The sequence below is a fragment of the Stenotrophomonas sp. Marseille-Q5258 genome (assembly GCF_946900935.1).
Lineage (GTDB): Bacteria > Pseudomonadota > Gammaproteobacteria > Xanthomonadales > Xanthomonadaceae > Stenotrophomonas > Stenotrophomonas nematodicola.
Genome location: NZ_CAMPPN010000006.1, coordinates 1 through 25,834, shown reverse-complemented (window position 1 = coordinate 25,834; position 25,834 = coordinate 1). Strand labels below are relative to the sequence as shown.

The 25,834-nt window shown below is 61.4% G+C and carries 24 protein-coding genes and 1 pseudogene; 11 read left to right on the top strand and 14 right to left on the bottom strand.

Going from position 1 to position 25,834, the window contains the following annotated elements:
• Positions 1-32: 32 nt before the first annotated feature.
• The 7 genes from OC534_RS04290 to OC534_RS04260 are packed head-to-tail and all read right to left on the bottom strand — an operon-like array spanning position 33 to position 6,470.
• Entirely contained in the window at positions 33-1,424 is a 1,392-nt protein-coding gene (locus tag OC534_RS04290) for an ATP-binding protein (protein ID WP_051008546.1), read from the bottom strand.
• Positions 1,425-1,441: 17 nt separating this feature from the next.
• A complete protein-coding gene (locus tag OC534_RS04285; protein ID WP_017354345.1) occupies positions 1,442-2,116 on the bottom strand; it encodes a response regulator transcription factor in 675 nt (224 codons plus the stop codon).
• Positions 2,117-2,140: 24 nt separating this feature from the next.
• Entirely contained in the window at positions 2,141-2,755 is a 615-nt protein-coding gene (locus OC534_RS04280) for a hypothetical protein (RefSeq protein WP_229296461.1), read from the bottom strand.
• A gap of 34 nt (positions 2,756-2,789) precedes the next feature.
• On the bottom strand, positions 2,790-3,626 hold the full coding sequence (locus OC534_RS04275; protein ID WP_262071500.1) for an SDR family oxidoreductase: 837 nt from the start codon (positions 3,624-3,626) through the stop codon (positions 2,790-2,792).
• Positions 3,626-4,300, bottom strand: a complete 675-nt coding sequence (locus OC534_RS04270) for an iron-containing redox enzyme family protein (RefSeq protein ID WP_262071440.1) — start codon at positions 4,298-4,300, stop codon at positions 3,626-3,628. The genes OC534_RS04275 and OC534_RS04270 overlap by 1 nt, the downstream gene beginning before the upstream one ends.
• Positions 4,297-5,793 (bottom strand): AMP-binding protein, encoded by a 1,497-nt coding sequence (locus OC534_RS04265; RefSeq protein ID WP_262071439.1) that lies wholly within the window; start codon positions 5,791-5,793, stop codon positions 4,297-4,299. The genes OC534_RS04270 and OC534_RS04265 overlap by 4 nt, the downstream gene beginning before the upstream one ends.
• A complete protein-coding gene (locus OC534_RS04260) occupies positions 5,790-6,470 on the bottom strand; it encodes a thermostable hemolysin (RefSeq protein WP_316044050.1) in 681 nt (226 codons plus the stop codon). Before OC534_RS04260 ends, OC534_RS04265 begins: the two co-directional genes overlap by 4 nt.
• Positions 6,471-6,843: 373 nt before the next feature.
• Here OC534_RS04260 and OC534_RS04255 point away from each other — a divergent pair, with 373 nt between their 5' ends.
• Positions 6,844-8,892 (top strand): TonB-dependent receptor, encoded by a 2,049-nt coding sequence (locus tag OC534_RS04255; RefSeq protein ID WP_262071436.1) that lies wholly within the window; start codon positions 6,844-6,846, stop codon positions 8,890-8,892.
• Between the two features lie 106 nt (positions 8,893-8,998).
• Here the strand turns inward: OC534_RS04255 and OC534_RS04250 are convergent, their stop codons facing one another.
• Positions 8,999-9,109 carry a phage protein gene (locus OC534_RS04250; protein ID WP_262071435.1) on the bottom strand — a complete coding sequence of 37 codons (111 nt, stop codon included), beginning with the start codon at positions 9,107-9,109 and terminating at the stop codon, positions 8,999-9,001.
• 495 nt (positions 9,110-9,604) lie between these two features.
• Here OC534_RS04250 and OC534_RS04245 point away from each other — a divergent pair, with 495 nt between their 5' ends.
• Complete coding sequence (locus OC534_RS04245) at positions 9,605-11,938, top strand: ATP-dependent endonuclease (protein ID WP_262071434.1); 2,334 nt, start codon at positions 9,605-9,607, stop codon at positions 11,936-11,938.
• Positions 11,935-13,812, top strand: coding sequence for an ATP-dependent helicase (locus OC534_RS04240; protein WP_262071433.1), 1,878 nt, complete (start codon positions 11,935-11,937; stop codon positions 13,810-13,812). The genes OC534_RS04245 and OC534_RS04240 overlap by 4 nt, the downstream gene beginning before the upstream one ends.
• Before the next feature lie 130 nt (positions 13,813-13,942).
• Here OC534_RS04240 and OC534_RS04235 read toward each other — a convergent pair whose 3' ends face one another.
• The gene (locus OC534_RS04235) at positions 13,943-14,392 is read right to left on the bottom strand and encodes a hypothetical protein (protein ID WP_262071432.1); all 450 of its coding nucleotides are present in this window, start codon (positions 14,390-14,392) and stop codon (positions 13,943-13,945) included.
• Positions 14,389-14,958, bottom strand: a complete 570-nt coding sequence (locus OC534_RS04230; protein ID WP_262071431.1) for an AraC family transcriptional regulator — start codon at positions 14,956-14,958, stop codon at positions 14,389-14,391. The genes OC534_RS04235 and OC534_RS04230 overlap by 4 nt, the downstream gene beginning before the upstream one ends.
• A gap of 345 nt (positions 14,959-15,303) precedes the next feature.
• On the opposite strand from OC534_RS04230, the pseudogene OC534_RS04225 reads away from it, so the two are divergent.
• From OC534_RS04225 to OC534_RS04205, 5 genes and pseudogenes are all read left to right on the top strand, one after another.
• A pseudogene (locus OC534_RS04225) lies at positions 15,304-15,483 on the top strand (IS3 family transposase); the annotation flags it as partial.
• On the top strand, positions 15,470-16,153 hold the full coding sequence (locus OC534_RS04220; protein ID WP_262071430.1) for a hypothetical protein: 684 nt from the start codon (positions 15,470-15,472) through the stop codon (positions 16,151-16,153). The pseudogene OC534_RS04225 and the gene OC534_RS04220, both read left to right, overlap by 14 nt.
• Positions 16,154-16,694: 541 nt before the next feature.
• The gene (locus OC534_RS04215) at positions 16,695-17,300 is read left to right on the top strand and encodes a ParA family protein (protein ID WP_262071429.1); all 606 of its coding nucleotides are present in this window, start codon (positions 16,695-16,697) and stop codon (positions 17,298-17,300) included.
• Between the two features lie 11 nt (positions 17,301-17,311).
• Positions 17,312-17,875 carry a hypothetical protein gene (locus tag OC534_RS04210; protein ID WP_262071428.1) on the top strand — a complete coding sequence of 188 codons (564 nt, stop codon included), beginning with the start codon at positions 17,312-17,314 and terminating at the stop codon, positions 17,873-17,875.
• A gap of 828 nt (positions 17,876-18,703) precedes the next feature.
• Positions 18,704-19,522 carry a type IV secretory system conjugative DNA transfer family protein gene (locus tag OC534_RS04205; protein ID WP_316044051.1) on the top strand — a complete coding sequence of 273 codons (819 nt, stop codon included), beginning with the start codon at positions 18,704-18,706 and terminating at the stop codon, positions 19,520-19,522.
• 55 nt (positions 19,523-19,577) lie between these two features.
• Here the strand turns inward: OC534_RS04205 and OC534_RS04200 are convergent, their stop codons facing one another.
• Complete coding sequence (locus OC534_RS04200) at positions 19,578-19,907, bottom strand: hypothetical protein (protein ID WP_262071427.1); 330 nt, start codon at positions 19,905-19,907, stop codon at positions 19,578-19,580.
• 126 nt (positions 19,908-20,033) lie between these two features.
• Here OC534_RS04200 and OC534_RS04195 point away from each other — a divergent pair, with 126 nt between their 5' ends.
• The 3 genes from OC534_RS04195 to OC534_RS04185 are packed head-to-tail and all read left to right on the top strand — an operon-like array spanning position 20,034 to position 22,496.
• Positions 20,034-20,831, top strand: a complete 798-nt coding sequence (locus tag OC534_RS04195; RefSeq protein ID WP_262071426.1) for a hypothetical protein — start codon at positions 20,034-20,036, stop codon at positions 20,829-20,831.
• 58 nt (positions 20,832-20,889) lie between these two features.
• Positions 20,890-21,561, top strand: a complete 672-nt coding sequence (locus OC534_RS04190; RefSeq protein WP_262071425.1) for a hypothetical protein — start codon at positions 20,890-20,892, stop codon at positions 21,559-21,561.
• A gap of 44 nt (positions 21,562-21,605) precedes the next feature.
• Positions 21,606-22,496 carry a DUF5677 domain-containing protein gene (locus OC534_RS04185; protein WP_262071424.1) on the top strand — a complete coding sequence of 297 codons (891 nt, stop codon included), beginning with the start codon at positions 21,606-21,608 and terminating at the stop codon, positions 22,494-22,496.
• Positions 22,497-23,031: 535 nt separating this feature from the next.
• Here the strand turns inward: OC534_RS04185 and OC534_RS04180 are convergent.
• The 3 genes from OC534_RS04180 to OC534_RS04170 form a co-directional block, all read right to left on the bottom strand.
• Positions 23,032-24,051: a type I restriction endonuclease gene (locus OC534_RS04180; RefSeq protein ID WP_262071423.1), complete on the bottom strand. Its 1,020-nt coding sequence runs from the start codon at positions 24,049-24,051 to the stop codon at positions 23,032-23,034.
• A 179-nt stretch (positions 24,052-24,230) separates the two neighbouring features.
• A complete protein-coding gene (locus tag OC534_RS04175; RefSeq protein ID WP_262071422.1) occupies positions 24,231-24,641 on the bottom strand; it encodes a type I restriction-modification system subunit M N-terminal domain-containing protein in 411 nt (136 codons plus the stop codon).
• Positions 24,642-24,670: 29 nt separating this feature from the next.
• Positions 24,671-25,267 carry a recombinase family protein gene (locus OC534_RS04170; RefSeq protein WP_262071421.1) on the bottom strand — a complete coding sequence of 199 codons (597 nt, stop codon included), beginning with the start codon at positions 25,265-25,267 and terminating at the stop codon, positions 24,671-24,673.
• Between the last annotated feature and the right edge of the window lie 567 nt (positions 25,268-25,834).

Below are 25,834 nucleotides of genomic sequence, written 5' to 3'. Positions count from 1 at the left end.
TCAAGGGTAGTCCGGCACGGTTGAAACACCCCTCATGACGTGTCCCGGGCGTGTGGCGAGGCGCTGGCATGCAGTCTCACAGTCACCTTCAACCCGTTGAGGCATTGCGACGTGCCAAGGCTGATCTCCCCGCCATGCGCGTCCAATGTCTCCTGGACGATGGACAGGCCCAATCCGCTGCCCTCCGCGCCACTTCCGATCACCCGGTAGAAGCGGTCGAAGACGCGGTCCTGCAGATCGTTGGGAATGCCAGGTCCAGAGTCTTCCACCGTGAGTACGCAGTGTTCCCCCGTCTGTTCGGTAGACACCACCACGACGCCATGCTCGGGTGTGTAGCGGATGGCGTTCTCCACGAGGTTGCGAACCAGCAAGCCCAGCGAGAACTCGTCACCGAAGACGTTGGCGTTGTCGAGAACGAGATTCATGACCTGACGCTTGGACGCGGCCAAGCCCCGGAGCTCTTCAACCTCGCTGCTCACCAGGGCGTCCAGACTCAGCTTGCGAAACGCGTCCTTGCCGATACCGCGCTCGGTCCGGCTCAGCGACAGCAGTTGCGATACCAGTCGTTCGACACGCTCTACTCCTCGCGCAAGCAACCGCTGTGACTCCTGGCGCTCTTCATCCAGCGTAGCGAGGCGTGCATTGTCTGCGTGAACCTTGACCGCACTGATGGGCGTGCGCAGCTCATGCGCAGCGTCTGCGATGAAGCGGCGCTCGCGCGCCAACGCGAGATCGAGTCGCTGCAGCAGCTCGTTGACCGCGCGAACCAGGCCGTGGACCTCCTCCGGGAGCTGGGTGTCATCCAAGGGCGTCATGCGGTCGGGATCGCGCTCACCGATGTCCGTGGAGACTTTCCGCAACGAGCGCGTCGCCCAGGCGACCGTCAGCCAGATCACCACGGCCATCACCGGAAGCGCAAACAACAGCGGCAGCAGCGTGCCGATGGCAATGTCCTCGGCCAGTTCCTGGCGGATGTCCGAACGCTCGGCGGACTGAAACCATCGACCCTGTGGCGAGCGCAGCGTGAACGTGCGCCACTGCGCCCCGTCAATATCGACATCCGCGTAGCCCGGCGACAGGCTCGCCATTGGGGCAGTGGGCGCACTGTCCGATCGAAGGAGCAGGCGACCCTCCGGCGTCCATATCTGAAAAGCCAGCTTGTTCTCGTAGGCATGCCCGTCTTTGAAGGCCAGTGCCTCGCCCACGCCCTCGGCGCGCCCGTGCCAACCGCGCAGGACGATGGGGTCGCCAGGGAACGCGCTCAGATCGCTGAGCGGCTCGTCCACCAGGCTCAACAGCACCCGCGAGGACTGCACCAGCCGGGCGTCGAACATCTCCCCGGCCTCCTGCAACCCGGCCCGGTAGCTCAGGCCGGCCGCCAGCAGCATGAGCAGGGAGAGCACGCCCAGCAACACGACCAGCAGGCGGCGACGGATGGACGTCATGCAGCCGCATCCGAGGGGTCACCCAAGGCGTAGCCGATTCCCCGCACGGTGCGGATGATGCCGGGATCCAGTTTCCTGCGCAGTTGGTGGACATGCACATCGACGGCATTGCTCGCCACGTCCTCATCCCAGCCATACAGGTGCTGCTGGATGGTCTCGCGCCCAAGCGGCCTGCCGTGTTGTTCCATGAGCAGTCTCAACAGAGCGAACTCCCTGCGGGTCAGGTCCAGCGCGTGCCCCTTCCAGACAGCGGTCAGGCGGGCCGGGTCCAGGCACAGCGCGCCGGCCTCCAGAGTCGGTGCTGCACGCCCCACGCTGCGGCGGAGCAGGGCGCGGACGCGGGCAAGCAGTTCGGGGGTGTCAAACGGCTTGCCCAGATAGTCGTCCGCACCCACGTCCAGCCCCAGGGTGCGGTCAGCCGCCCGCTCGCGGGCGCTGAGGACCAGGATGGGGACGTTGCCGCCCGCTGCGCGCACCTTCCGGATGACCTCGATCCCGTCCAGCCGTGGCAAGCCCAGGTCGAGGATGACCAGGTCGATGTCGCCGTCGCCGATGGCGGTCAGCGCGGCGGCACCATCCTGCACCCAGTCCACGGCATAGGCAGCGCGGCGCAGAGCAGTGCGGATGCCTTCACCCAGTGATGCGTCGTCTTCGGCGAGCAGAATGCGCATGCAGGCAGTCTCGTCGTCCCGGATTCACTTGGCAAGGTGGGCCCGGACCTCCTTGAGTTTGGCGGACGCTTCGGCCCGTCGTCCGGCATCGGCGATGTCACGGCCGGGGCGGGCAGGTGCCGCAAGCGCCTTCTCGAAGGCTGCCTGGGCGCCGTGCCAGTCCTTCTGGTCGCGCAGGAAGTCGCCGTAGAAGTAGTTGGCATCGATGCCGGTCGGGTCGACGACCAACCCCTTCTTCAGCATGGCCGCCGCGGTTTCGTCATTGCCGAACCCCAGTGGCCACCCGGGAACCTGGTAGTAGAGGGCGCCCAGGCTGGTATAGGCCGCCCCCTGCAGTGCGTTGGGGTCCATCTTCAGGGCAGCCTCGAAGTCCGCGCGTGCCTGCTTGACCAGACTGAGCGCCCCCATGCCCCCCTTCTCGCCGGCGAGACTGGAAAGGACGATACCTTCCCAGATCAGTGCGCTGGCATTCCGTGGCTCGGTCTGCCGGGTCTTCGCCGCCTGACTGGCCAGCGCCTCGAACGCGGCCTGTCGTTGCGGCTTGCTGGTCTGGTAGTTGATCTGGGCCCAGCGGTCCCGCAACTGGGCAACCGTCATGGGCGTTCCTTGCTCGGCGGCACAGGCAATGCCGACCAACATGACCAACGCGCTGATGAGCAGGATGAACATGGCTTTACCGTGACGTTGCTTCATGGGAGGAGTCCTCGTGGATGGGCTGCGCCTGCGAGGCGTGGCGCCTGATGATGGGAAGCTGGGCGCGCAGGCTGCGGTCGACCAGCGCGGGGAACATGCCGTTGATGCGGGCGAAGAGCTTTTCCGGCCATCCGAGCTGGCGGCGCCGATCGCCTTGGCCGATGGCGTGGACAAGCGCACGGGCCACCGCCTCCGGAGCATCGCTGCCCACCTTGAGCTCTGCGTTGAGGGCATCGACGGCAGGCGTATTGAAGGCGGTGCGCGTGGCGCGCGGAGAGAGATACTGGAAGCTCAGGCCGGTGCCGTCGTGTTCACGGGCAAGCGCCTCCATGAGGCCGCGAAGGCCGAATTTGCTGGCGCTGTAGGTGGCAAATCCGGCGAAGCCGATGCTGCCGAAGGTGGAGCCGATGGCCACGACGCTGGCCTGCTCGTGGCGGCGCAGTACGGGAAGAAGGGCGTGGATCAGCAGGGCGGAGCCGACCAGGTTGGTCTGCAACAGATGTTCCAGCGCATCGGGATGCTGGTCTTCGAACAGCCCGAACGCGCTCTGGGCGTGGCCGAGCACCAGGACGGACGGGGACGCATCGGCCTGTCGGATCGCAGCAAGCAGGTGCGAACGGCCCAGTGACGTGGACAGGTCGGCGACCACGGTGTGCACGCGCCCCATCGGCAGCCCTGCGGCAAGGGCGGTGAGGCGACTGCGGCTGCGCCCGACGGCCAGGATCGAGGCGCCCGCGTGGACCAGCGCCTGACACAGCGCCACGCCGATGCCGCCGCTGGCACCGGTGACGATGACGGTCCTGCCGGCAAGGTTCATCACGCGGCCTCCGCCCAGCGCACGCCGTTCGGGCGAAGCGTGCGGAAGATGTCCCCGTACAGCACGTAGAAGCGCCGGGCGGCGTGGATGACGGCCTGTTGATCAGACGGATCGTCCAGGCGGTCCATCAGCCCTTCGAAGAAACCGACATGCTCGATGTCCAGATCGCCGTGGGACAGCAGGTAGCTGAAGGCGTTGCGCGGCAGGTCGAGCGAGGACTGGATCGTGTTGGCTGCGCGGGTTGCCAGCGCCACACTGGTTCCCTCCAGCACCAGGACCATGCCGAAGAAGCCGACCGGGTTGCCGCGGTGGATGGTGTCGTACGCATAGCTGACCATCAGCTCGGTCGCCAGTGAGGGACGGCTGGCGGCGGCTTCGGCGCGGTCGGCACCGCAGGCCGCCAGGTCGTCCAGCACCCACTCCTGGTGGCCCATCTCTTCTTCGATGTACTCACCAATGGCCGTGCGCAGCCATTCCAGCCGGCCCGGCAGGCGCGCCCCGCAGGCCATCAGCAACGGGACGGTGTGCCGCACGTGGTGGTAAGCCTGTCCGAGAAAAGCGACGTAATCTTCGCGGGCGATCTGCCCCCCCAGCGCGGACTGGATGATAGGCACGGAGATCAGGGTGGCCCGTTCCTCCTGGGTCTGGGCGAGCAGTTCGGAATGGAAACTCATGCGGATACTCCCGTGGAAGGAACGGCGGCGGGACGGCGATAGCTCGCATCGACCTCGGCCTGGAAATGGGACAGGATGGCGTCGCGGCGTGGGCGTCCGTTGGGGGTAAGCAGCCCGGCGCTGGCAGAGAACGGCGCCGGTGCCCGCACGATGCGCGAGACGCGCGCGTAGTCGGGCAGACCTGCGTTGACCTGGGCCACGGCGCGGGCGAGGGCGGCATCGTCAAGGTCGGCACGACGCGGCACCAGCACGGCGACGTTGTCGGCCTGTGCTTCGCCCCATACCACCGCCTGGGCCAGGTCCGGATGGGAGAGCAGCTCGCTCTCCACCCATTCGGGTGAGACATTGCGGCCAAACGCGGTAATGAAGACATTCTTGCGGCGGCCCGTGACGTGGACGAATCCGTCAGCGTCCACGTGGCCAAGATCACCTGTACGGATCGGCCCGTCCGGGAGCGGTTCCGACCCCAGGTAGCCCAGCGCACGTGCCCCCTCGACCTGGAGTTCACCGTCGACAACGGCGACGCGGGCGTGTGGCAGCGCTTTGCCGACACTGCCGTCCCGGCTGGCGTCGGGTCGGTTGAGGCAGACCACCGAGGCACACTCGGTCAGCCCGTAGCCTTCAAACACCGGCAGACCGAGCGCCCGTGCGCGTGCCAGCAGTCCCGGCCCCACGCGCCCACCTCCGACGGCGATATAGCGCAGCGAGGCGGGCAGGGGAGCACCACTTTCGGCGGCCATCACCACCGCAAGCAACAGCTGGGGCACCAGGATGACGCTCTCCGGCTGGTAGCGGTGCAGACACCGCAGCAGCGTCGGTACATCCAGGCCCGAGGCGCCGGTGTAGCCGATCTCCGCCAGCGACGGGAGCGCGATCTGCGCGTCCGACAGCAGCGTTGCATACAGCCCGGCAACGTTCTCCAGCAGCGTGGAGAGCGGCATCAGGCAGAGGTGGCGGCGCGGTGCAATCGACGAGGAGGCCTGCACCAGTGAACTGGCGACTGTAAGCAGCGTGTCGCCTGACAGGCACACGCCCTTGGGGCGGCCGGTCGTGCCGGAGGTGTAGGTCACGCATGCCGTGCCGGCGGGAAGGCCGACCGGAGCCGCCGCTTCAGTCCGCCACTGGGCGAGCATCCCGCCATCCAAGGTCCCCAGTGCGCCCATGCTGCCGGGTGGGGCTGGCGCACCGCCGACGGTGACAACACAGTGGGCACCGCTGGACGCCAGCGCATGGGCAATCTGCTCAGGAGAGAAAAACGTAGGCAACGGCACATGCACGCCGCCGAGCTCGCGCACGGCAAGATCCAGAACCAGCCAGTGAATGCCGTTGTCCAGCCGGCTTGCGACGCGGTCGATGCCCTGCAGGTCCAGTCGATCAGCCAATCGCACTGCGCGCTGCCGGATCTGCTCATCTCCAACCTCCGCACCGGAGATGAGCACGCGCGCCTTGCGTCCGCCGAGACCGGCGATCAGGGGAGAGGTCGACGCGGTCATTGCGCACCCACCATGACCTGCAGAGACGGATCCGAATCCGTCCTGGGGCGTGCATCCTGTTTCAGTGCTTGATGCAGGAACGCGCGTCCGGCAGCGACATTCCCGCAGACCACCTTCGGCCGGGCATGGTAGTAGCTGCCCCACTGGGATGCATCGCCGGTGAGTCGCCCCGGGCTTGCTTCGCCAAGGTCCACCGTGACCAGATGCAGCCGGTCGAGGGTGTTCCGCAGCTGTTGGGTGGCCGCGAACAGCACCCAGCGCACGCGTGCGGCATGCAGCATGTCGGTCAAACGGACAATCAGCTCACGCGCTACGCCGGGGGTGGTGGCGGCAAAGTTGCCGATCTCGGCGATGCGGTCGCGACCCACGCAGGCGATTTCCCGGTGGGACAGCAGTGCCTGTGCCGGCTCATCGAGATACTGCTCGACGAACAAGGGACCCTCGCTGCCAACACGCATGCCGACGGCTGCCACCAGCTGCCCCTGTCCATCCCGGAACGCAAGCAGATGGGGCAGGAACGCGTGCAGCGAGGCACCGTAGCGTTTGCGGTACACATCGGCGATGAACTGCTCCACCTCGTGGCGGCGCGGGTCCTGCGGGCCCACCACCTGCGACTGCGGCAGAATCGATGGGAACGTGACAGCGAGGGAAGTGGGGATCCAGGACATGGCGAGCATGCTGGCCGGCCCGGATTAAGGCTGAATTAGGGCGTAGTTAAGCAGCCATTAGCATTCTGGAATGCTTTCGTTGTCGGGAGCACCTGCATCAAGCGTGGTAAGCGCACGCGCAGTACGCTGATGCGGTAGGCGATGGAGTGCATGCAGCGGGGACAGGTAGAACCCGTTGCGGTCGTCCTGGCGCGTTCCAGCGCACCGCTTCAGGAAGCACAGCGGGGGAGGGCGACGGTCCGCCGTCGAACGGGCGGAAGGCAGGCGTGCCCGAACGGCGTCTGGTCGGCAACCGGCCTTGACGCAAATGTTATATCATCACATTTGCGTCGTCAGCCAACAGGCGGCGGTAGGCCCCGTTCAATCTCCTCATCGAATACCCATGAAAATCCATATCCTGGTGGTCGCCGTTGCCGCCGCCTGCCTGTCCATGCAGGCCAACGCCCAATCGGTCGACTCCGCCCTGACCTTGGGCAAGGTCGATGTCCACTCGCATTCCGAAGGCCAGCTCACGGCGCACCAGGTCCTGACCTCGGTCGATGTACTGGGTGCCGACCAGATTGAAGACAAGAACGTGTCGCAGAGCTGGGAACTGCTCGGTCAGATGCCCGGCATCCAGCTCACCGAAACCCGCCAGGGCGCCGAGTCCGGCAAGGTCAGCTTCCGTGCCTTCAACGGCGAGGGCTACCTCAATGCGATTAAGACGTTGATCGACGGCGTGCCCAGCAACGTCAACAGCGGCAACCAGCGTTTCATCGACATGCTGTTCCCACTGGAAATCAGCTACATCGAAGTCGTGCGCGGCACCAACGATCCGCGCTACGGCCTGCACAACATCGGTGGCAATGTGAACTTCGGCACCCGTCAGGGCCGCACCTACACCGACGTGCGCCTGGGCTACGGCAGCTACAACACGCGCAGTGCCCAGCTGGCGGTCGGTCGCGAAAGCGATGGAGTCGCCCGGAACTATTTCCTGGGCTACCAGGACGCCGACGGCTACCGCGACAATGATGCATCGAAGAAGTACAGCATCGGCGGCAAGTGGTTCTACGGCAACCTGGAAGACGATGGACTGCGTGCAGGCCTGACCGCCCGCGCGTATCACAACGAAGCCGACGAGCCGGGCTTCATGACGGCAGAGGAACTGCGCACCCACCGCCGCGGATCGGACCTGCGAAACCGCAACGATGGCGACGACCGTGACATGCGCCAGGTCGCCGCCCATGTCGACCTGAAGCTGGCCGATGCTCTGTACTTCGGCACCAAGCTCTACTACAACAGCTACGAAGACGATCGCCGCATCACCTTCAGTGACCTGCCCACCGGCAATACGCCGCGCCAGCGCCGCATCTGGGATGAAAGCCAGTTCGGCATGCTCAACACCCTGACCTGGAATGCGAGCAGCGTGCTGACCCTGGAAGGTGGGTTCAACTACGAGCAGCAGGACAACCGTTACCAGCGCATGCGATTCAGCTACGCCGAGCCGACCGACTTCTGGGCCACGCCGGCACGCATCCAGAATGACGAACGACACAGCTTCGACAACTGGGGCGCATACGTGCAAGCCATTTACCAACCGATCGAGGCGTTGAAGATCGTTCCCGCGTACCGTGTTGACCGCTACAGCGGCCGCACGCGCCTGGTGGATGGCACGACCGGCAGGCTGCAGCGCTACGGCAACATCAACCAGCCCAAGTTGAGCGTGGTCTATGCGCTGACCCCCAGCGCCAATATCTACGCCAACTGGGGGCGCACAGCGCAGGTGCTGACCGGCGGCACGGCCCCGGCTTACCTGACCCCGGGCCAGGCGGCGATGAGCCCTTCCACCAACACCGGCATGGAACTGGGAATGAAGTTCAGCCCGTTCCGCGGTGCGCAGGCACGCGTGGCGGTCTGGCAGCAGGATGCGGAAAACGAAATCTCCAACATGCCGGCCACCGGGACCACCGTGCAGCTGGGCAAGACCCGCCGGCGTGGCGTGGATGCGCAGATTTCCGCACCGCTGGGGGAGCGCTGGACCGTGTGGGCGTCCCATGCGTACCAGGAGGCCAGGATCGAACGCGACGGCCGGGCAGGCGTGGAATCGCTGGAGGGCAATGAAGTGGCTGCCGTGCCGCGCCACATCAGCAACGTGGGTGTTGATTTCCGTGCCACCGACGCCCTGAAGTTCGGGCTGCAGGGCCGCGCGCAGGGTGACTACTACCTGGAAGAGCGTAATGTGGCCGGCAAGTACGGAAACTTCGCCGTGCTGGATCTCAGTGCCGGTTATCAGATCAATCCAACCTGGAGCGTCGATCTGCAGGTGAAGAATGCCACCGGCCGTGAGTACGCCTACGTATGGTATGACAGCTTCTTCCAGAGCCAGACACAACCCATGTTCTCGCCTTCGGCTGGTCGGCAGGTGTATATCGGGCTGACTATGAAGCTGTGAAGGACGGGGGGGGCGGAGCTACGCACCACTGGCGTCACCAGGATGGAAGCCTCTGAGAAGGCGCTGCGCCGGCGCCTGGTCGACACCGGGCATCACGTCGTGGCAATCAGACGTCGAGGTGGTGGCCCTCTGGGGTGAACATGTGGTTTCCCTGAAAGCCGAAACCGTCCCATGCGCCGGCCAGGTCGATACGCTCGTGCGGGTCTATCTCAGTCATGCTGCAATCTCGTCCTTGTTTGGAGAACGAGAGAGGAAGCAAGAGCCGATCCAGAGCTTGAGCCAGCGCCAGCCGGACCCAACGAACCGGGCCAGCCGGCTATTAGGGCATTTCGCAATCTTGGTATATATCTATAGTGTTGCGTGGGCATAAGGCGCGTGATTACTACATCTTCTGCAAAATCCGCTGTATCCATCGTTGCATAGCAAACCGGACCGGGATCGTTGCGAGCTAAGACTGCGATCGCCGCAACAGGTAACGCCGATCCCAAAAGCCCTGTGGCCCAGCAGTGTTGCGTTTCAAGGTGGCAATTTACGTTAGCGCACTGCACTGAATCGCCCCGGGTTCTCTGGACATCCTGCCTATCCCAGCAGATCTACCTTTACGGACCAATCCGGCGATCCTTTGAGATGGGTTTAGAATCCACTAAGAGAGCAAGCCTTTTGGGATAGGCGCTGAAGCTTCGGACAAAATCAAACTGAGTAGGGGTGCCAGATGCACTTGAAGGTGTTGGCTGTCCGCAATTTCAGGCGGCTTAAGAATGTTGTAGTTGACCTTGCTTCCGACATTTCTATTTTTGTCGGTGCCAACAACAGCGGCAAGACATCACTCGGGCACGCACTCCAGTTGTTCACTGGCGGTGGCCGCTTCAACATTCACGACTTTAGTGCAGACCTTTGGGCCGACATCGTCGCGTTTGGTGAGGGCGATGGCGAGGCGAGCCTTCCCACGATGGAAGTCGACGTTTGGTTCGAAATCGGTCCGGACGATGTTCACCGCGTCATCGATCTTCTTCCCAGCCTTGCTTGGGAAGGCAAGCTGGTTGGGATGCGTATTGCCTACGCGCCCACCAATCCCGCGGCGACGCATGCACGCTATATCGAAGTGCGCCGGCGCGTGCTCGATGCGGTCGCTAAGGGTGAAGACGGAGCGCCCGCCTTCGATCCCTCGCCACGTAACCTGCGGGAGTTCCTTCGCGACAGGCTACATGACGAATATGAGCTGCGCTATTTCGTACTAGATCCCGCGCGGTTCGATGCGAAGATGGTGGCAGAGGCTGGCTATGACCCGGCCACGCTCACCGGACGCGACCGGAGCGGCCGTGAGATCTTAAAGGGCCTTCTCCACATTGACTTCTTGAACGCACAACGCCATCTCTCGGACGGCCCAGGTGGCTCTCGCGCCGAGGATCTCTCCCGTGTACTCAGTCGCTTCTACGGGCGCAACCTCGAAAAGAAGGGCGAAGATATCGAAGCGTTGCGCGCCCTCGCAGCGTCCGAAGTCTCGCTTAATGAGCATCTCGAACGAGTGTTCGAACCGACGCTCAAGAGCTTGTCGAAGCTCGGCTATCCGGGCCTCTCAAACCCGCGCATGATGATCCGCTCGGCCCTCGACCCTGCCCAGATCATGAGCGGTCGAGATGGCGCGATCGTTCACTATGCGTTGGGAGCCGATGACGGGAAGCCCGATCCGCCTACCTTGCCCGATCGGTATAACGGTCTTGGCTTCAAAAACCTCATCTTCATGGTCGTCGAGCTACTCGACCTCCACGCTCAATGGCTGGCGATCGAGGAAAACCGTCCGCCGGTCCACCTGATCTTCATCGAGGAGCCCGAAGCGCACCTCCATGCCCAGCTTCAACAGGCCTTCATCCGCAAGGTGATGGACATCCTAGCGCTCAAGGGCGAGGACCGCACACACTATACGAGCCAGGTCGTCGTCACGACCCATTCGACTCATATCCTTTACGAACGAGGCTTCCGGCCGATCCGCTATTTTCGTCGAAGCCGTGCACAGAATGTGTCGACCTCCGATGTGCTCAACCTCTCGGATTTCTACGACAGCACCGATCCGGACATCCGAAGCTTCCTCGAGCGCTATTTGAAACTCGCGCACTGCGATCTATTCTTCGCCGATGGAACCGTGCTAGTCGAAGGCAATGTCGAACGGTTGCTATTGCCACAGATGATTGCCAATGCCGCGCCGCGGCTGCAATCGACCTATCTCACCGTCCTAGAGATCGGCGGAGCGTTCGGTTACCGTTTCAAAACGCTGATCGAGTTTCTCGGACTGACAACGCTCATCATCACCGATCTCGACAGCGTGTTCGGTCCACTGAGACAGGATGGCGAGGGCGCGGCACCCGCTGGTCAACCGGAGGTCGCGGAACCAGTCGCCGAGAACGCGCAGGCTGCCGACGCTGCCGCTGAGGATATTGACGATGACGAGGAGGATTTGCCTGCGGCTGCGGAGAAGCCCGGGAAGGCGTGCATAGCCGGTCATCCGGGCGCGGCGACGTCCAATCAGACTTTGCTTCAATGGCTACCGAAATGCGACGCGGTCGCCGCCCTGTGGGAGGCGACGGCTGAGCAGAAGATCCAGGCGAGGACGGACGACAAAGACGCTTTGGTACGCGTTGCCTACCAGTGCCGAACCGATGTCACTTGGGGCGGAGAAACTCTGGCGCTGGCCGGGCGCACGCTGGAGGAAGCATTCGCACTCGAAAATCTCGGCTGGTGCCAAGACAAGAACCGTAAGCCGCTTCAGCTCCGCATCGCCAAGTCCGACGAGAAGAACCTGACCACGCTTGCGGAACGCATCCACAAACGCGTACAGGCTAAGAGCTTCAGCAAGACGGACTTCGCGCTAGCCTTGTTAGCCGAAGATCCAAGCAGTTGGTCGGTCCCAACCTATATTGCCGAGGGCCTGAGCTGGCTTGAGACCGAGATTGCGCCGCCGGAACCGGACGAGGATCTGCCGCATGAGGACCAGCCGCATGGAGACGCGCGCCAAGATGCACCGGCCGCCACCAACGAGGTAGCAGCATGACAAGCCGGGTCGGCAGTCCTGACACACAAGCCGATCTAGATGTTCGAGCTTGTCTCGATCTGACGCCGCCACGCTCGTTTGTCATGGTCGCCGGTGCGGGGTCGGGGAAGACGACCTCGCTGATCAAGGCTATCGCGCACCTAGCCGAAACCCGCGGTCCTGCCCTGCGCCGCGCCGGGCAGCAAATCGCCTGCATTACATATACCGAAGTCGCCGTCGGTGAGATTTCGACCGATGTAGGGGCCTCGCCGCTATTCCACATCTCGACTATCCACAGTTTCCTGTGGTCAGTCATCCGGCCGTTCCATTCGGATATCGCGACTTGGGTAGCCACTCGCATCGACGATAAGATCGCGGAGCGACGCGCGCACTACGACAAGTCTCGGACTCAGGCGAAAACGAAGGCCCGCCTCGAACAGGAGATCGCAGATCTAGAAGCCGAGCTAACTGTGATCAGTGAAGTAGAGAAGTTCGTCTACGGCACCGGCAGCAGCTATGCTGAGGGCATTCTTGGCCATGACGATATCCTCAAACTCACCCCAGCCTGCGTCGCAGCGCATCCGCTGCTGAGGCAACTCGTTGCTAAGCGCTTTCCCTATATCTTCGTCGATGAGAGCCAAGACACCAATCCGGAGGTCGTCGAGGCGTTACGGCACATTGCGAGCGAACATCCTGGCTTGTGTGTTGGGTTCTTCGGAGATCCGATGCAGAAGATCTATATGAGCGGAGCTGGCGCTGTCCCGCTGAACGACGGCTGGGCGGAGATCACAAAGCCCGAAAACTTCCGATGCCCGACATCGGTGCTTGGGGTCATCAATGCAGTCCGCGCCCCTGGCGACGGTCTTGAGCAGGTGCGTGGTCGGACGATAACCGTTGATGGCATCGAGCACCCGCTTGCCGGCACCTCCAATCTGTTCATCCTGCCGGCGGACACGGAGCGCAGTGCGCGCCTCGCGGCCGTTAGGCAGTGGCTGGCCACCGAAACCGGCGACGGTCTGTGGCTAAGCGACGTGCGGGAAGGCGATGTCCGCCTGCTTGTACTGGTGCACCGCATAGCGGCCAACCGGCTCGGGTTCCCTAATCTGTATGCTGCGCTCAATGACCGAGCTCCAATGAGTCTGAGTGAAGGGCTGAGCGATGGCACAGCCTGGCCGCTCCGTCCACTTGTACAGCACATAATTCCGCTAGTTGTCGCGGCGCAAGCGGGTGATCGGTTCACAGTGATATCGACCTTGCGCAGCGAATGCCCGAGGCTTGAACCAGCGCGGCTTCGAGAACAAGAGATGGCTTCCGTTCTTACAGCGCTACAGCAAGCGCTCGACGAGCTTTTCGGTTTGTTGGCAGCAGGATCGCAAGCGACTATCCGGGATGTCTTGACGCATGTGCGAGATCACGAGTTGCTGCGCCTTGATGATCGCTTCGCCATACATCTGGTTGCAGAGCCTGTGGATGACGGCAGCAGCGGTTTCGAGAACGTTCAAGCCTATCTGGCATGCGGTGTCGACGAACTATGGGCCTACCGGCGCTACTTTACAGAGGAGTCACCGTTCGCTACGCATCATGGGGTGAAGGGTGCCCAATTTGAGCGCGTATTGGTCGTAATCGACGATGAGGAAGCGGGCTTCCGGCAGTATTCTTACGGCAAGTATCTCGGGTACGTCCCCCTCTCGGACAAGGACGAAGCCAATCTGGCAGCAGGTGAAGAGTCCGTACTTGATCGAACCCGTCGCCTCTTCTATGTGTGTTGCTCGCGAGCAATGAAGGACCTAGCAGTCGTGGTCTTTGTGCCCGAAGTCGCAGCGGCCCGCAAGGCGATCGTTGCTCAGAATCTGTTCCCTGAGGCCACAATTCGAGGGATAGAACATCTGAACTAGCGCCAGTATGAGGATCCATTGGATGACTACCGTACGGCTACGACGGGAGCGGCGACTTCTGGAGGGGAACAGACTCTCAAGGTTGGAGATTCGGGATATTTATCGGGGTAGGGCGGCTGACCCCACCCCCTCAGCCTGCATCTTGCGCGTTAAGCAATGACCGCCCTACAAGGCGCACCGGGTCAAACGAGAACACGTGCTCCAGCGGCGCATCATGGCAGCGACCAACCAGCCGGTTCGGAAAAGCAGCCCGTCCGTGATCCAGATCCACCTCGGCCGAGCAGATAGGGCAGGTGCCCCAGTGGCGCACGACGGCGAACTCTCGGGACTTCAACTTTCGACCTGGCGCCGGCATGGTGCGGAGCTGACCATAGAGCTCGCTGAGAGCCAGGAACGAGGGCCCTGCCATGGTGACCCGCTGTGTAAGCAGGTGGAACACCGGCCGCGACAACCACCAGAGCCCGGCCGTCACCAACATCACCAAGCCGAGCTGGGCCAGTGTCGCGGTGGTCACCGCGTGGCCACGGCTCCATGAGGTGTACAGCCAGAACCAGACGAGTCCGATGAGCACCATGTTCAAGGCCGCGGTTCCGATGAGCACGTACCCTCGCCATCGCGGTTGCAGCAGACCCCGAAGGCGATGTCCTTGCCGAGCTCCCGGGGCAGCGCCAACTGCTGCCATTGCGAGGGAATGGACGCCACCGTAGCGGCGGTGTGGCGAGCGCGGATGCCCGCCACACGCAGCGGGCCCTGCCGGCGACGTACCGGCTCCACCTCGCAGGGCGGGGCTGGGGCGTCGAGCTTGATGGCCTCCAACAGTGCGAGGCCGTGCAGACCATGCCGGCGAACCTGTTCCGGGGGCAGCTTGAACTGCTCGGTGAAGGCGTTGGTAAAGGCAGCATGCGAGGCATAGCCTGCGGCCAGGGCGACGTCAAGGATGGGGTCGCCGCCAGCAGCCAGGGTCCTTGCCGCCTCGGTCAGTCGACGCACACGAAGGTAGCGCGCCATCGAGGTCCCGGTACTGAGTTGGAACAGGCGTGAGAGATGGAAGGGCGAGAGTTCGACTGCCTCGGCGACCTGGGCCAGCGAGGGGTTCTCGGCAAAGTGGCTTTCGATGTACCACAAGGCCTTGCGTGCCGCACCCATGACGCCTGTTCCGTACCAGTGACTGGGTGGAAGCGTAGCGCAGCGCGGGGTAGGGCGTTTGCGGGATCTTGCTATATCCCATCAATCTGGTGGGCCCCATCTGACGTTGAGCGTCAAGCCCTCTTAGGGCAGGCGGATGGGAGCTCAACATAACTGACAAACTAGGCGAACGGGATACCGCGTTGTGGGCTTGGCTATGATCTGTGTTTCGTCTTAGTGATAGAGCAAAAGCACCCGACCTGGGTAAAGCCAGTTGACGGGTAGCAAGCCAGGCTTATCCTCACGAAGGGCATTTTCCCTGTAACTTGAAGCAGGGGCAGGCACAATCGCGCTCAATGCTGCGTCGTTAACGAGGCATACGCCGATGTCTTCCAGTACATCGAGATATTTTACAACACGACACGGCGACACGGTTCCAATGGCGGGCTGTCCCCGATAGAGTTTGAACAGCAGTACGTACTAAACGGCAGAAGAGTGTCTACAAAAGCCCGGGCTATTCAAAGGAGGGGAAATGGAGTTCGATAGGATCCGGTCAGCGGTTAGGCTTGCCGAATACGCGGTCGTCAACCGCCAACCGCTTCGGACGAAGGAAGACGCGCTACGCGCACTTTCAGAGGAACTACTAGTCGGCCCGTGGTTGATCATGAGCGGCCTAGGCATCATCTGGAAACGTTTGCTCTGGATCTTCTTTCTTACGTTGATCATCTTGGTTGGTATCTTCCTTGTAGAGCGGGCTTTTAATCCTTTCATGATTGTCGCCGCGCTGACGCTGGGTGCTATCAGCGTGTACTTCGGCCTCCCAACTCGGACGGTTCTTGCTGGTGTCAGCGCAAAGTCCATTGAAGAGCTTGCCGGCGCCATCGATGGACTTGTGAAAGATCAAGGGGAGTTGGAGCGTTTGTCTTCTGGGGTTCAGCTCGTGAAAACGCAAACGACTGAGCGAATGGCGCGATTCAACGTATTCATTGGTATCCTCTGGGGTGCCTTGTTCTGGCTTGTTACGGCACGCGTGCTTTCCCCGTCCGTTGCCCAAGAAGTTTTGGAGACAAGTCTCTTCCCAGCCATTGCTGCTGCAATCTCGTTCATCGGACTGTTTGTGGTCGCAGTTGGCTACGCAGCCGCTGTTCGTGTGGTCTATCAGACCTTGGACTTTGCGCTATTAGAAACGAAAGCAAAGCTCGCGCACGGCCCCTAATACTAGAGAGTGGCGAGTGCAATTAGGCCCAGCTATAAATTCTGATTTGAGTATTGGGAGCGCCGAAGCCAATCAGTTGATTTACGAGGCAGGGCTTTTCCTCAGGACTATGGATCGCCAAGTGAAAGTTTGCTTGGCGCACTGAGGGGTTTTGAAGCATTGCCTCGTAGTAGGGCGCGTCGGAAGGTAGAATTTCCTACTTCACGGTGCACAGGGAATCGGTGGGTGGGTCAGGGTCAACGGTTGAGTTAGAAAGAAGTTAACCTTCAAGGGGGAAGATCTTGAATCCAGCGACGATTCCCGCCTATGCCCACCTCCGTCGCAATCACAAAGCCGTGGACTGACGCCCAGGCCGGCGGCTGCTCGCCGCCGAAAAGCGGGGTGGAGACAACGGCAGGGTGGGCCACGGCTCCCGCCGCGGCCTGGGGTCGCTGAACCTCAGACGTCTGCACCGCTGAAACCTTCTAGCTGCACGGCCCTTGCGGGATTGGGTTTGCACCGTAATGTGTTTCACAACCTACTCATAAAAGGAGCCCAGCTCATGAAAGGAGCCCAGCTCATGCGCTTCGTTGTCTGTTGCTTCAAAGGGGGCGTGGGGCGCACCACGCTTTCGCTCAACCTCGCCGCCGCGTTCGCCGGCCAATCCCGCGTTCTCGTCAATGACCGCGACCCGCAATGCGGTTCCGTGGCCTGGTCAGCGATGAGCGACGGGGAAACCCCGTTCACCGTGAGTCGCTCAAGTTCGCCTGGATTTGACCTGGATATCCAGGACATGCCGCCCAGTGCCCCAGTGAAAGACCAGCTGCCGGACGCGGACCTATATCTCGTCCCAACGCTGCTCGACGGCGGCAGCTACGTTGTTTACCTGCGGACCATCGACACGCTGCGACGTCAGGGCAAGGCCTTCCTGCCGGTCGCCAACCGGGTCAACCTCAAGCGCGCGGAGCACCGCCGCCGGCTCGAAGACCCGAACCTTGCAGGTGCCATCGTCATTCCCGAGCGGGCGGCGTTGGCGAGCTACTACGAGCTCGGCGAGACCGTGTTCTCCATGCGCGGCGCGGGCGTGGCCAAGGCTCGAGAGGACATTCTGCGGGTAGGTCAGGCTATCCAAAAAAGGTTGGTCAACCCGGCTCGGGGGAAGGCATGATGGACATCCCAATGCTGCCCCTGCCGGATCTCATGGCTGCCAAGAAGACCCCCGCCAAGAAAGCCTTTGCCAAGAAGGCACCGGCCCGCAAAGACCTGTTCAAGGCTGCGAAAGTGGTCCACGCCAAGCCGGAACGCACGTATGCGCCGCTCATCGACCTGGACCAGTTTTCCGAAGAAGAGCTGGCCGAGCTGCTGGTGGCCGCTGGCGATGCGCCCGGGAGGAAGACGTATTTCGACTACTCCGAGGAGAAACCGTTTGCTCGGTCGGGCAAGAAGGTGCATCTCGAAGTGGGGAGGGGCTCGCAGATGTTCGACTACCGGGACGTCCACGGCGCCAGGACCGAGCGAACGATGGTGACCGTGCCGCCCAAGCTCCGCCGGCAGATCCAGGATTTGACGGCAGAAGAGAGCCCGGTGATTACCACTGCGATCATCGCCTTGGCGTCTTGGGCATGCCAGGAACTAAAAAGGTCGAAGCGGCGCTTGGTGGTGGCTACGGCGATCGATGACTTGGACCCGTTGCGTAAGCAGGTCAGGAAAGCGATTGTTGGACAGGCGCGGAAGAACAAGTAGAACCATCCATCAGGGATAGATTTTAAGGGCTGGCATGAAGAAGCAGTTGGAGAGAGCGCAACGGTGCCTGCACAGGGGGAGAGTCAAGGCATTTGTAAGTCGGGTTGCTTGGTTAGATGTTGAGCGAAGGATCGATCGGCTCTTCAATGAGGCCCGAAATCTAGGTTGTGCCGAGCTTGGGGACATTTATCTCAAGAATCAGAGGGATATGCCTGCACTTAAGGGGACTTACGCCGACTCTGTTCTAAATGCGTTGTGGATCATTGTTGGTAGCCGAATGCTCAACGTTCAATACGCAGACTCCAATCTGGGGAAGATGCTGATGGACGAAAGGGGCGGGCAGCTTTGGTTTGCGCAAGACGCGACCGGGGCAGTTACGGCATTCATCTCTCCATACGCATCTAAGAATATGAGGATGGATGAAAAAGAGTTGATCATAGCGCGCTATAGCTGCGCTACCGCTTTGAGCGAGCGCAGACTTCGAAAGCATTTCGCAACGTTCTTTCGATACCTCGCTGTAACAAGTTCCCATGGGGATTTAAGTTTTCGGGGGTATCTCTTTAGGTTGAGGTTGCGAATAGGGGATCACCGATATGCGAACGAGTGGAGGGCGAATGCATATAAGGTCTACGTGCCGGCTTTCCTTGCCTTCGTCGGGCTTATAGCCACGCTTTACACCGGTAATAAGCTGAAGTGGTTATCCGCTTGGTTCTCTTAATAGTTGGATGACTCATGCAAATGAATCGCTTGGGCTATGATTTAGACCTCCGCCGACAACTGGTTGAGACGACGCTGGCCTAGGAAGCTTCGTTCGGCAAAGCCCCCTCGATCACGTCTGCCCTATCCGAGCGCGCCGCGGCGGTTCTCCTGGGATGCCCGCTGGCCGACTACTCGGAGATCCATTGCTTGCGCGCATACATCAGCGCGATGATCAACACCGTTGTCCCGGAAATCCTGACATTGAAAGACGATGAGCGAGGCCGTCACCCGGGCTTGTACTTCGATGAGCTGACCACGGCCGGAAAACTGAACATTGAGCCGTTGATCGCCGTGGGCAGAAGCAAGGGCGTCTCGCTGGTCGCCTGCGTGCAGGACCTGAGCCAGATCCAAGAAGTCTACGGAGACAAGGCCGCTCAAGCGTTCGAGTCGATGACCGGCACCGTGATCTGCTGCAAGACCGCCGGGGCAACAGCAATCGAGCTGGCCGGCAAGATGGGCAAGCGAACCGTGGCTTGGCGCACACATGACAAGAACGCAACGCTCCACGAAGAATCTCGGGCCGTAGTTTCCCCCGGCCGGCTGATCGATGATCTAGGGCCCAGGAAGGGAAGGCAATACGGCCCTGAAAGGTCGGGCATCAGGGCGATTGTGCAAACGACCGGCGATTTGCCCCTCTTAAACTGGCCAGGCGTCAGTTACCCGCACGCGCGCGAGGGCCAGGAACGCGCCGCGTGGACCGAACAGGGGGCGCAACCGATTCAGAAAAATCCCCTGCCCGAAGCCAACGCGCAGAGAGCCGCGGAGGTCCAGCGCGTGCTGAAGATGACCGCCGGCCAGGCCGCCGCGGAGCTGCAAAAACGCGGTGCCACGCCGCCGAAGCTCCGCGCCGTTTCAGATGACGAGTTGGAAGCGATCTTCCGCAAGTAAGGTCATAGATAAGGAGGCATCCTTTCCGAACTGGTCTCAAACCGCCGCACGAAACCTATTTGCGGTCTCCCGTGAACTGCTTGCTCGACTCCCCCTGAACCTTAAGCGTGAGGTAGGAGCGCTCAGGATATTCAGAGATCTCCACGTTCAGAAAATCCTCTCGTGCCTTTTTAAGTGATGCATCAATGGCGTCTCTTGCCATCTTCAGGTCGGAAAAATTCTCGTCCTTGTGCAACTGGTATTCGTAGATCACCTGATCAGCTTCGATCTGGAGCTTGATGACCTCGATCGAAGAATCTGTGTGCTCACTTTTGATCCGCTTAACAGCTACATCATAACTGGTGATAGTGCTGCCTCTGACCTTTAGCTGCTTCTTCCGTGGCATATAAAGTTCCTTCAGAATCTGATGTTCCTTGAATGTTAGGGCCTGCCACTTCGATTGACAACAGCAGCCCTATTGCTCAAACGCATATTTTTGCTATGCATGGTAAAGCTCGCAGTGGGAGGCCCCATGTTCAACGTCACCGCATTGACCGCACAAGGCAAGGACAGCAAGTCCGGCGCGGCCGTGGTCGAGTATCTGATGCTCACCGAGTGTTACCTCGACAAAGACGGAAGCGCGCAGGACACCATGGCCTGGGGCGGCAAGATGATGTTCACAGCCAAGAGCAAGGACTTGGGTGTGGTCAATGGCACCCAGGCCACCATCCAATCCATCAAGCCGTCGCGCTCGGGCGGCTACGACATCGTCGGCACCTTGCGTTCGGAAAACCCAAAGGAACATGGGCGCAAGGTGGTGTGGAACACGCACCAGCACAAGGCGGTGGTCCACGACTACGCGGTGACCGTCCACAAGAGCCAGGGGCAGGGCAAGCGCGAAGTGTTCCACCTCATGAACCTGGGGATGATGGACAACGCGTCGTCGCTGGTGGCCTTTACCCGGCTCACCAAGGGGAGCTACAAGCTCTACGGGACGTACGACGACGTGGAGCAGCTCAATACCCGGTTGGGGTTGGAGCGATTGAAGGCAACCGTGCTCGATGCCGGGGTCAAGGAGCGGCCGGCGGCCATCCCGCCAGCCCAACGGCCCGGGGCACAGGTCGGGGGGCTTCAAAGCAAGCTCGATGCGCTATTTCACGAGCACAAAGAAGGGCAGGGAACACGACGGGAAATGAGTGGCGGCGAGCGCAAAGCGCGCCGGCTCTTGGAGGTTCTCGATCATGGCCGTCAACGAGCGACCATACCACCAGGATCTCTGGAAGGCCCCCGGATTCCGGCCCCACGGCTACAGCAGGGACTGGGGCGCTGACGATTTGCAGGTGCGTTATAGTTCGCGGAGAGCCGTGTGGTGCTCAAGGAGAACCAGCTTGAAAGCGAATGCATTTGGCGGATCGGTCTTTGCCGGAGCGATGGGGACTTTGCTGGTGGCTTGCCAGCCCGGTGGCACACCGGCATCGGGCGGAACTGCCCCCGTCGCGGCTGAGCATAGCCCGCAGGTTAGTAGCCCGGCAGATGTTCCTTCACAGGCCCCCTCTGCTTCGAGCGTCGAAGAAAGCTCCGCAATCGCTAGTTTTCGTAAGTATTGCTATGACACCCAGAGCGATACGTCGAAGGTGGCGCAGTTGATAGAGGCCGACGCTCTACAGCCTGCTGACGAGGCCGCGAGCGGCTACTCCAAATCGCCTCAGCGAGGGCAGCGTAAGATGTATGTGCTCCCCTCGGCAGACAATGAGGCTCCGTCGTTGAATCTCGTGATCAACAGCCTGGGAGTGTGCGGCATTCAGGTCAGTGGTCAGGCATCAGCAGCCGTGGAGGCAGATGTCATCAACTCCTTCAAAGCCTTCCGTGTGCCCGCTCCGCAGAGTCCCGCGGTCCGCGCCGGTGTCTTCATTCCCTACGGGACATCGATTAGTGAGCAGAACGTCCGTAGGTATGGACTGATCAATACCATGACATCTGATGCCAAAGGCATTGCTATGGTCATCTACATCCCGCCACGGCAGGCCGAAGAGGTGTTGGCGAACGCCCGTGGACAGTAGAGTGTTAGCTGATCGCTGTCGTCTTCAGACAACGGCCATTTCTCGTGTTCGCTCTCAACCAGTTTGAGCGGGATGATTCAGTGATAGAAGGAGCCGATTCTATGTCTGGCCGGTGTCTTGATCCCATCAATGGCCGCGGGCCTCATGTCGAAAAGATGCTTGATCGCCATGCTGAATCGCTGGAAGTCACCCGCTCTCTTGCAACTGCTGGTGAACTCTTTGTCGCCAAGCTTGAGATATCGGCCGACGATCCGCATCAGCTCATCCCTACCTGCCTTCTCATCAGGCAGGTGTCGGGGCTTCGTGCTCTGACCCTCTTGGCAGTGAATGGGTTCTACACCGAAGCACTGGGACACCAGCGGAGCTTGATGGAGGCGTTGGCCCGTCTGTCGGCTTTGATAGCTCGGCCTGAGTGGCTTCAGGACTATTTGATCCAAGACGTCTTGAACCGGAAGAAGATGTTGGGCGACATCCTCAGCTTCCGCCAGGACTGGCCGGCTGAGATGATTCGCGAGCCGTCGGATGAGGTGTTGCAGCAGCAAATAGCAGAGGCTATGCAACGCTTGAACGACTTCAAGGATCATCAGGGACGGGCTGCGCGTGACATCAGAACGTTTGACTGGGCTCAGGCGGGTGGCGTGGTTCCTTTGATGTATGGCAGGTTCGTCATGGCCTCCGAGGCGCTCCATTTTTCTCCGAAGTCATTGGAAGGCCTACTAGTGACGGACGGGGACGTTCTGGAATCGATACGGATAGGGCCGGAAGATACGGATTTTGATCACCTTTTGATGACGTCTTGTCGCTATGTCTTCGTCGGCCTGCAGCAGCTCGCAAATCATCTGGGTGTTGGCCTTCCAGATGAGGTGGAACAGCTGTATCAGCGCTTCAATGCGCTTGATGAGAGGATGGCTGATGAGGCGCTCCGCGAAGAGTGACAACGAGACATCACCCTGCAAGTGAAGAGGCCGCAGCGAGCATTTATGGGTATACCTACATGCCCATAAGAAAAGAACCGATTCGTCAAGCGCTGGCACGAACAAGGGCCCCGAAGGGCCCTTGCCGAGATACGTTCACCTCCTTTTTCCACCACGCAATCGTTTAGCGCCCCAGGTTGATGCTCAGTCCGAACCCGGCTACCGGCTTGTTGCCAGAGCCGAACGACATCCAGATCGTCCAATGCGGCCCCCACGGTTTGATGCGTGGCGCCGCTGCGGAACTGATAGATAGGCGCGACAAAGTTGCCGTTGACGAACCTGACTAGATGCGGCGAGATCATGATTGGACATCAACGCCCGGACGCTAGCCCAGTAACGAGGCAGCCTGTGAACATCGTCAACTAGTAAGGCGCCCCGTAGTGAGGCTGGAACCTGAGGATCCGTAAGCACGTTGAGCAAAGGCAGTTTCCTGTTGAGGAAGCAACACTATATGTACCATCGAACAAAGGCTCTGTTGCGGACGGGAGGCTCCAATCTAGATCTTCCACGCAACACTGGGAGAAGTACTAGATTTGCGGTCGGTGACCAGCACGACGGTCGGGTTCGCGAACTCGGATCGCTCGCGCAGGGCCATCACGTAGAACAAGGCGAGCAGCGACTTGCCCGAGCCCTGGGTGAACCAGATCACGCCGCCCTTGCCGTCTTTGCGATGGGTCAGGGCGTCGACAGCTCGTTGCACCGCTTTCTTCACGCCGTGGTACTGATGCCACTGCGCGATGATCTTGAAGCTAGCTCCGCCGTCGCTGCCGCCAAAGGCCACGAACCCGCGGAAGAAATCGAGCAGGGTGTGCGGCTCCATCAGGCCGCGCATCAGCGACTCCAGCTCCAACATGCCCTTGGCGGCCTTCTCGCCGCCAACCAGGCGCCAGCGGGAATGACGGCTCAGATCGGCGCTCAACGAGCCATAGCGAGCCACCGTGCCATCGGAGATGACGTTGAGCAGGTTGTACGCGAACAGCTGCGGGATGTCGGCCTTGTAGGTCTGGATCTGGTGGTAGGCCTTCTCGTAGTCGGCATTCGGGTCGGCCGGGTTCTTCAGCTCGATGACGACCAGTGGGAGACCGTTGACGAACAGGACCAGGTCGGGTCGGCGGAGCTTCTGGCCGTGTACGGTGAACTGCTGGACCGCGAGAAGATCATTGGGGCCGTCGAAGTCGATCACCGGCACACGCAGCACGCTGCGCCGCCCATCTGGCTCAATACGCTCGAGCGGAACGCCATTGCGCAGCCAGTCGTACATCTCGCGGTTGCCATCGACCAGCGACTGCGAGCCGTAGCTCGCGACCTTGGCCACGACCTCGCAGACTTCGGCGGGGACCAAATCGGGAGAAAGCCGCGACACCGCATCGCGCAATCGCGGTGCCAGCACGACATCGGCGTAGCGGTCTCTGCCTGCCTGCTCCCCACCCGGCGATACCGCGTCGCTATGCAGGCAGGTCCAGCCCAGGGACGCGAGCCAGTCGAGGCAGACGACTTCGAGGTGGTTTTCGTTCATGTCGCCCCTTGAGCGGTAGCCGGGAAGCCCCCATTAAACAACGAGATAGAGGCTTGGACCGCAATCTTCGCGGCCGCCCATCGGGAGTTCATTGCGGGTCAAGCTCTTGATGGGTACCATTCGCGTCAGCTCATCAACCATGCGTTGAAGGAGTAACGAGGCCGTCCCTAGGGGCGGCCTCAGCCTTTTCTAGGTGCCCCAGAACGCCCGGTACGCTCGTTCGCGCTTCCTGCGCTGATGCTCGTGCTCGATCCAGAAGGCTGTCCACGGCAGGACATAACCTCCGCGATCCGCCACGACGACGATGTAGCTGAAGTCATCGGGGGCGAGTAGGTAGCGGTCCTCGTTCTTGCGCGACTCTTTCCACCATCCTCGCTGGCCTTCCGCGTGGCCTCGTCCTCGATGTAGTAGTCCGAGCCCGGCTCGGCGATGCGCTGGCGAATGACGTTCGACTGCGCATCGAACAGGTCCGACACGTACTTCAGGAACACCATCCCCAGCACCGGGTACTTGTACTCGGCCGCCGACACCGAGCCGCGCAGCTTGTTGGCGGTGTCCCAGAGTGTGCGTTTGAGTTCTTCGTTGGTCATCGGGTGACTCGTGTCGGCATTGGGGGGGCTCAGGATTCGGGGGTTGGTCGCGCAGAGCCCGTGGCAGCATAGCCTTCGCGAGCCAGCGCCGCGTTCAAGGTGACGCGGCTGACGCTGAAATGCTTGGCGACCTCGGTTTTGGTGATATTCGGATCGGACAGCATCGCCGCCGCCTTTCGCGTGTCGGCCTTCGACATGACGGGCTTGCGGCCGCCCTTCCGACCACGGGCGCGGGCCGCGACAAGGCCGGCCATCGTCCGCTCGCGGATCAGGCTGTGCTCGAACTCGGCGAGCGCGCCAAAGAGGTGAAAGACCAGCCGACCACCGCTGCTGTGGGTGTCGATGGCTTCGGTGAGCGATCGGAAGCCGACGCCGCGCTGGTTAAGGTCGTGGACGATCTCGACCAGGTCCTTCAGCGACCGCGCGAGGCGGTCGAGCTTCCAGACCACCAGCGTGTCGCCCTTGCGCATCGAGCGCAGGCAGGCGGTCAGCTCAGGCCGCTCGCGGAACTTGCCGGTTGCCTTCTCCTGGAACAGCTCCTCGCAGCCGGCGCCACGGAGCGCGTTAAGCTGCAGCTCCGGGTTCTGGTCCTGCGTACTCACGCGGGCATAGCCGATGATCATCAAACGTACCTTGGCTGTACGTTGATTGTTTTACGACATTTCTTGCGGTCTGGCTAGCGGAAAGTGCAGCTTGGCCTAGCGGTCGTGGAGGCGTACAGGAAACGATCGTTTTGCAATCGCTCCAGTTCCGATGGCACGCGCCATCTACCGTCAGTCAAGATTGTAGAATTGGTCAGGACTTGAGGGGGCTACCGAATGCGCCACAGCCAACAGCTCCAGCCGTCGACGGTCCATCTCCAGCACAGCGCTTTCGCTAAGCTGGAAGGTAGTGCAATCCGGATCATTGCAACCGCAAGGCTTTATCTCGCCGCTTCGCTGCAAGTTGTCGAAGCAGCTCCGAAGGGACACGAGCCTCTCTACAATCTTGTCAAGGGCTGATCGAATCGCACCGATCTGTGCCCAAAGCGGCGCTTGCGCGGCCTACGCACTGAGCCGCTGCGTGGCCCCGCGATGTCGAAAACCCACGCATGAACCCCCGATCTGTGCCCGATCTGTGCCCAAAGCGGCGCTTGCGCGGCCGCTTCCTACCCGCCAGACTCGCCAAAAAGGGCGGTTGAACTTCCTATACCC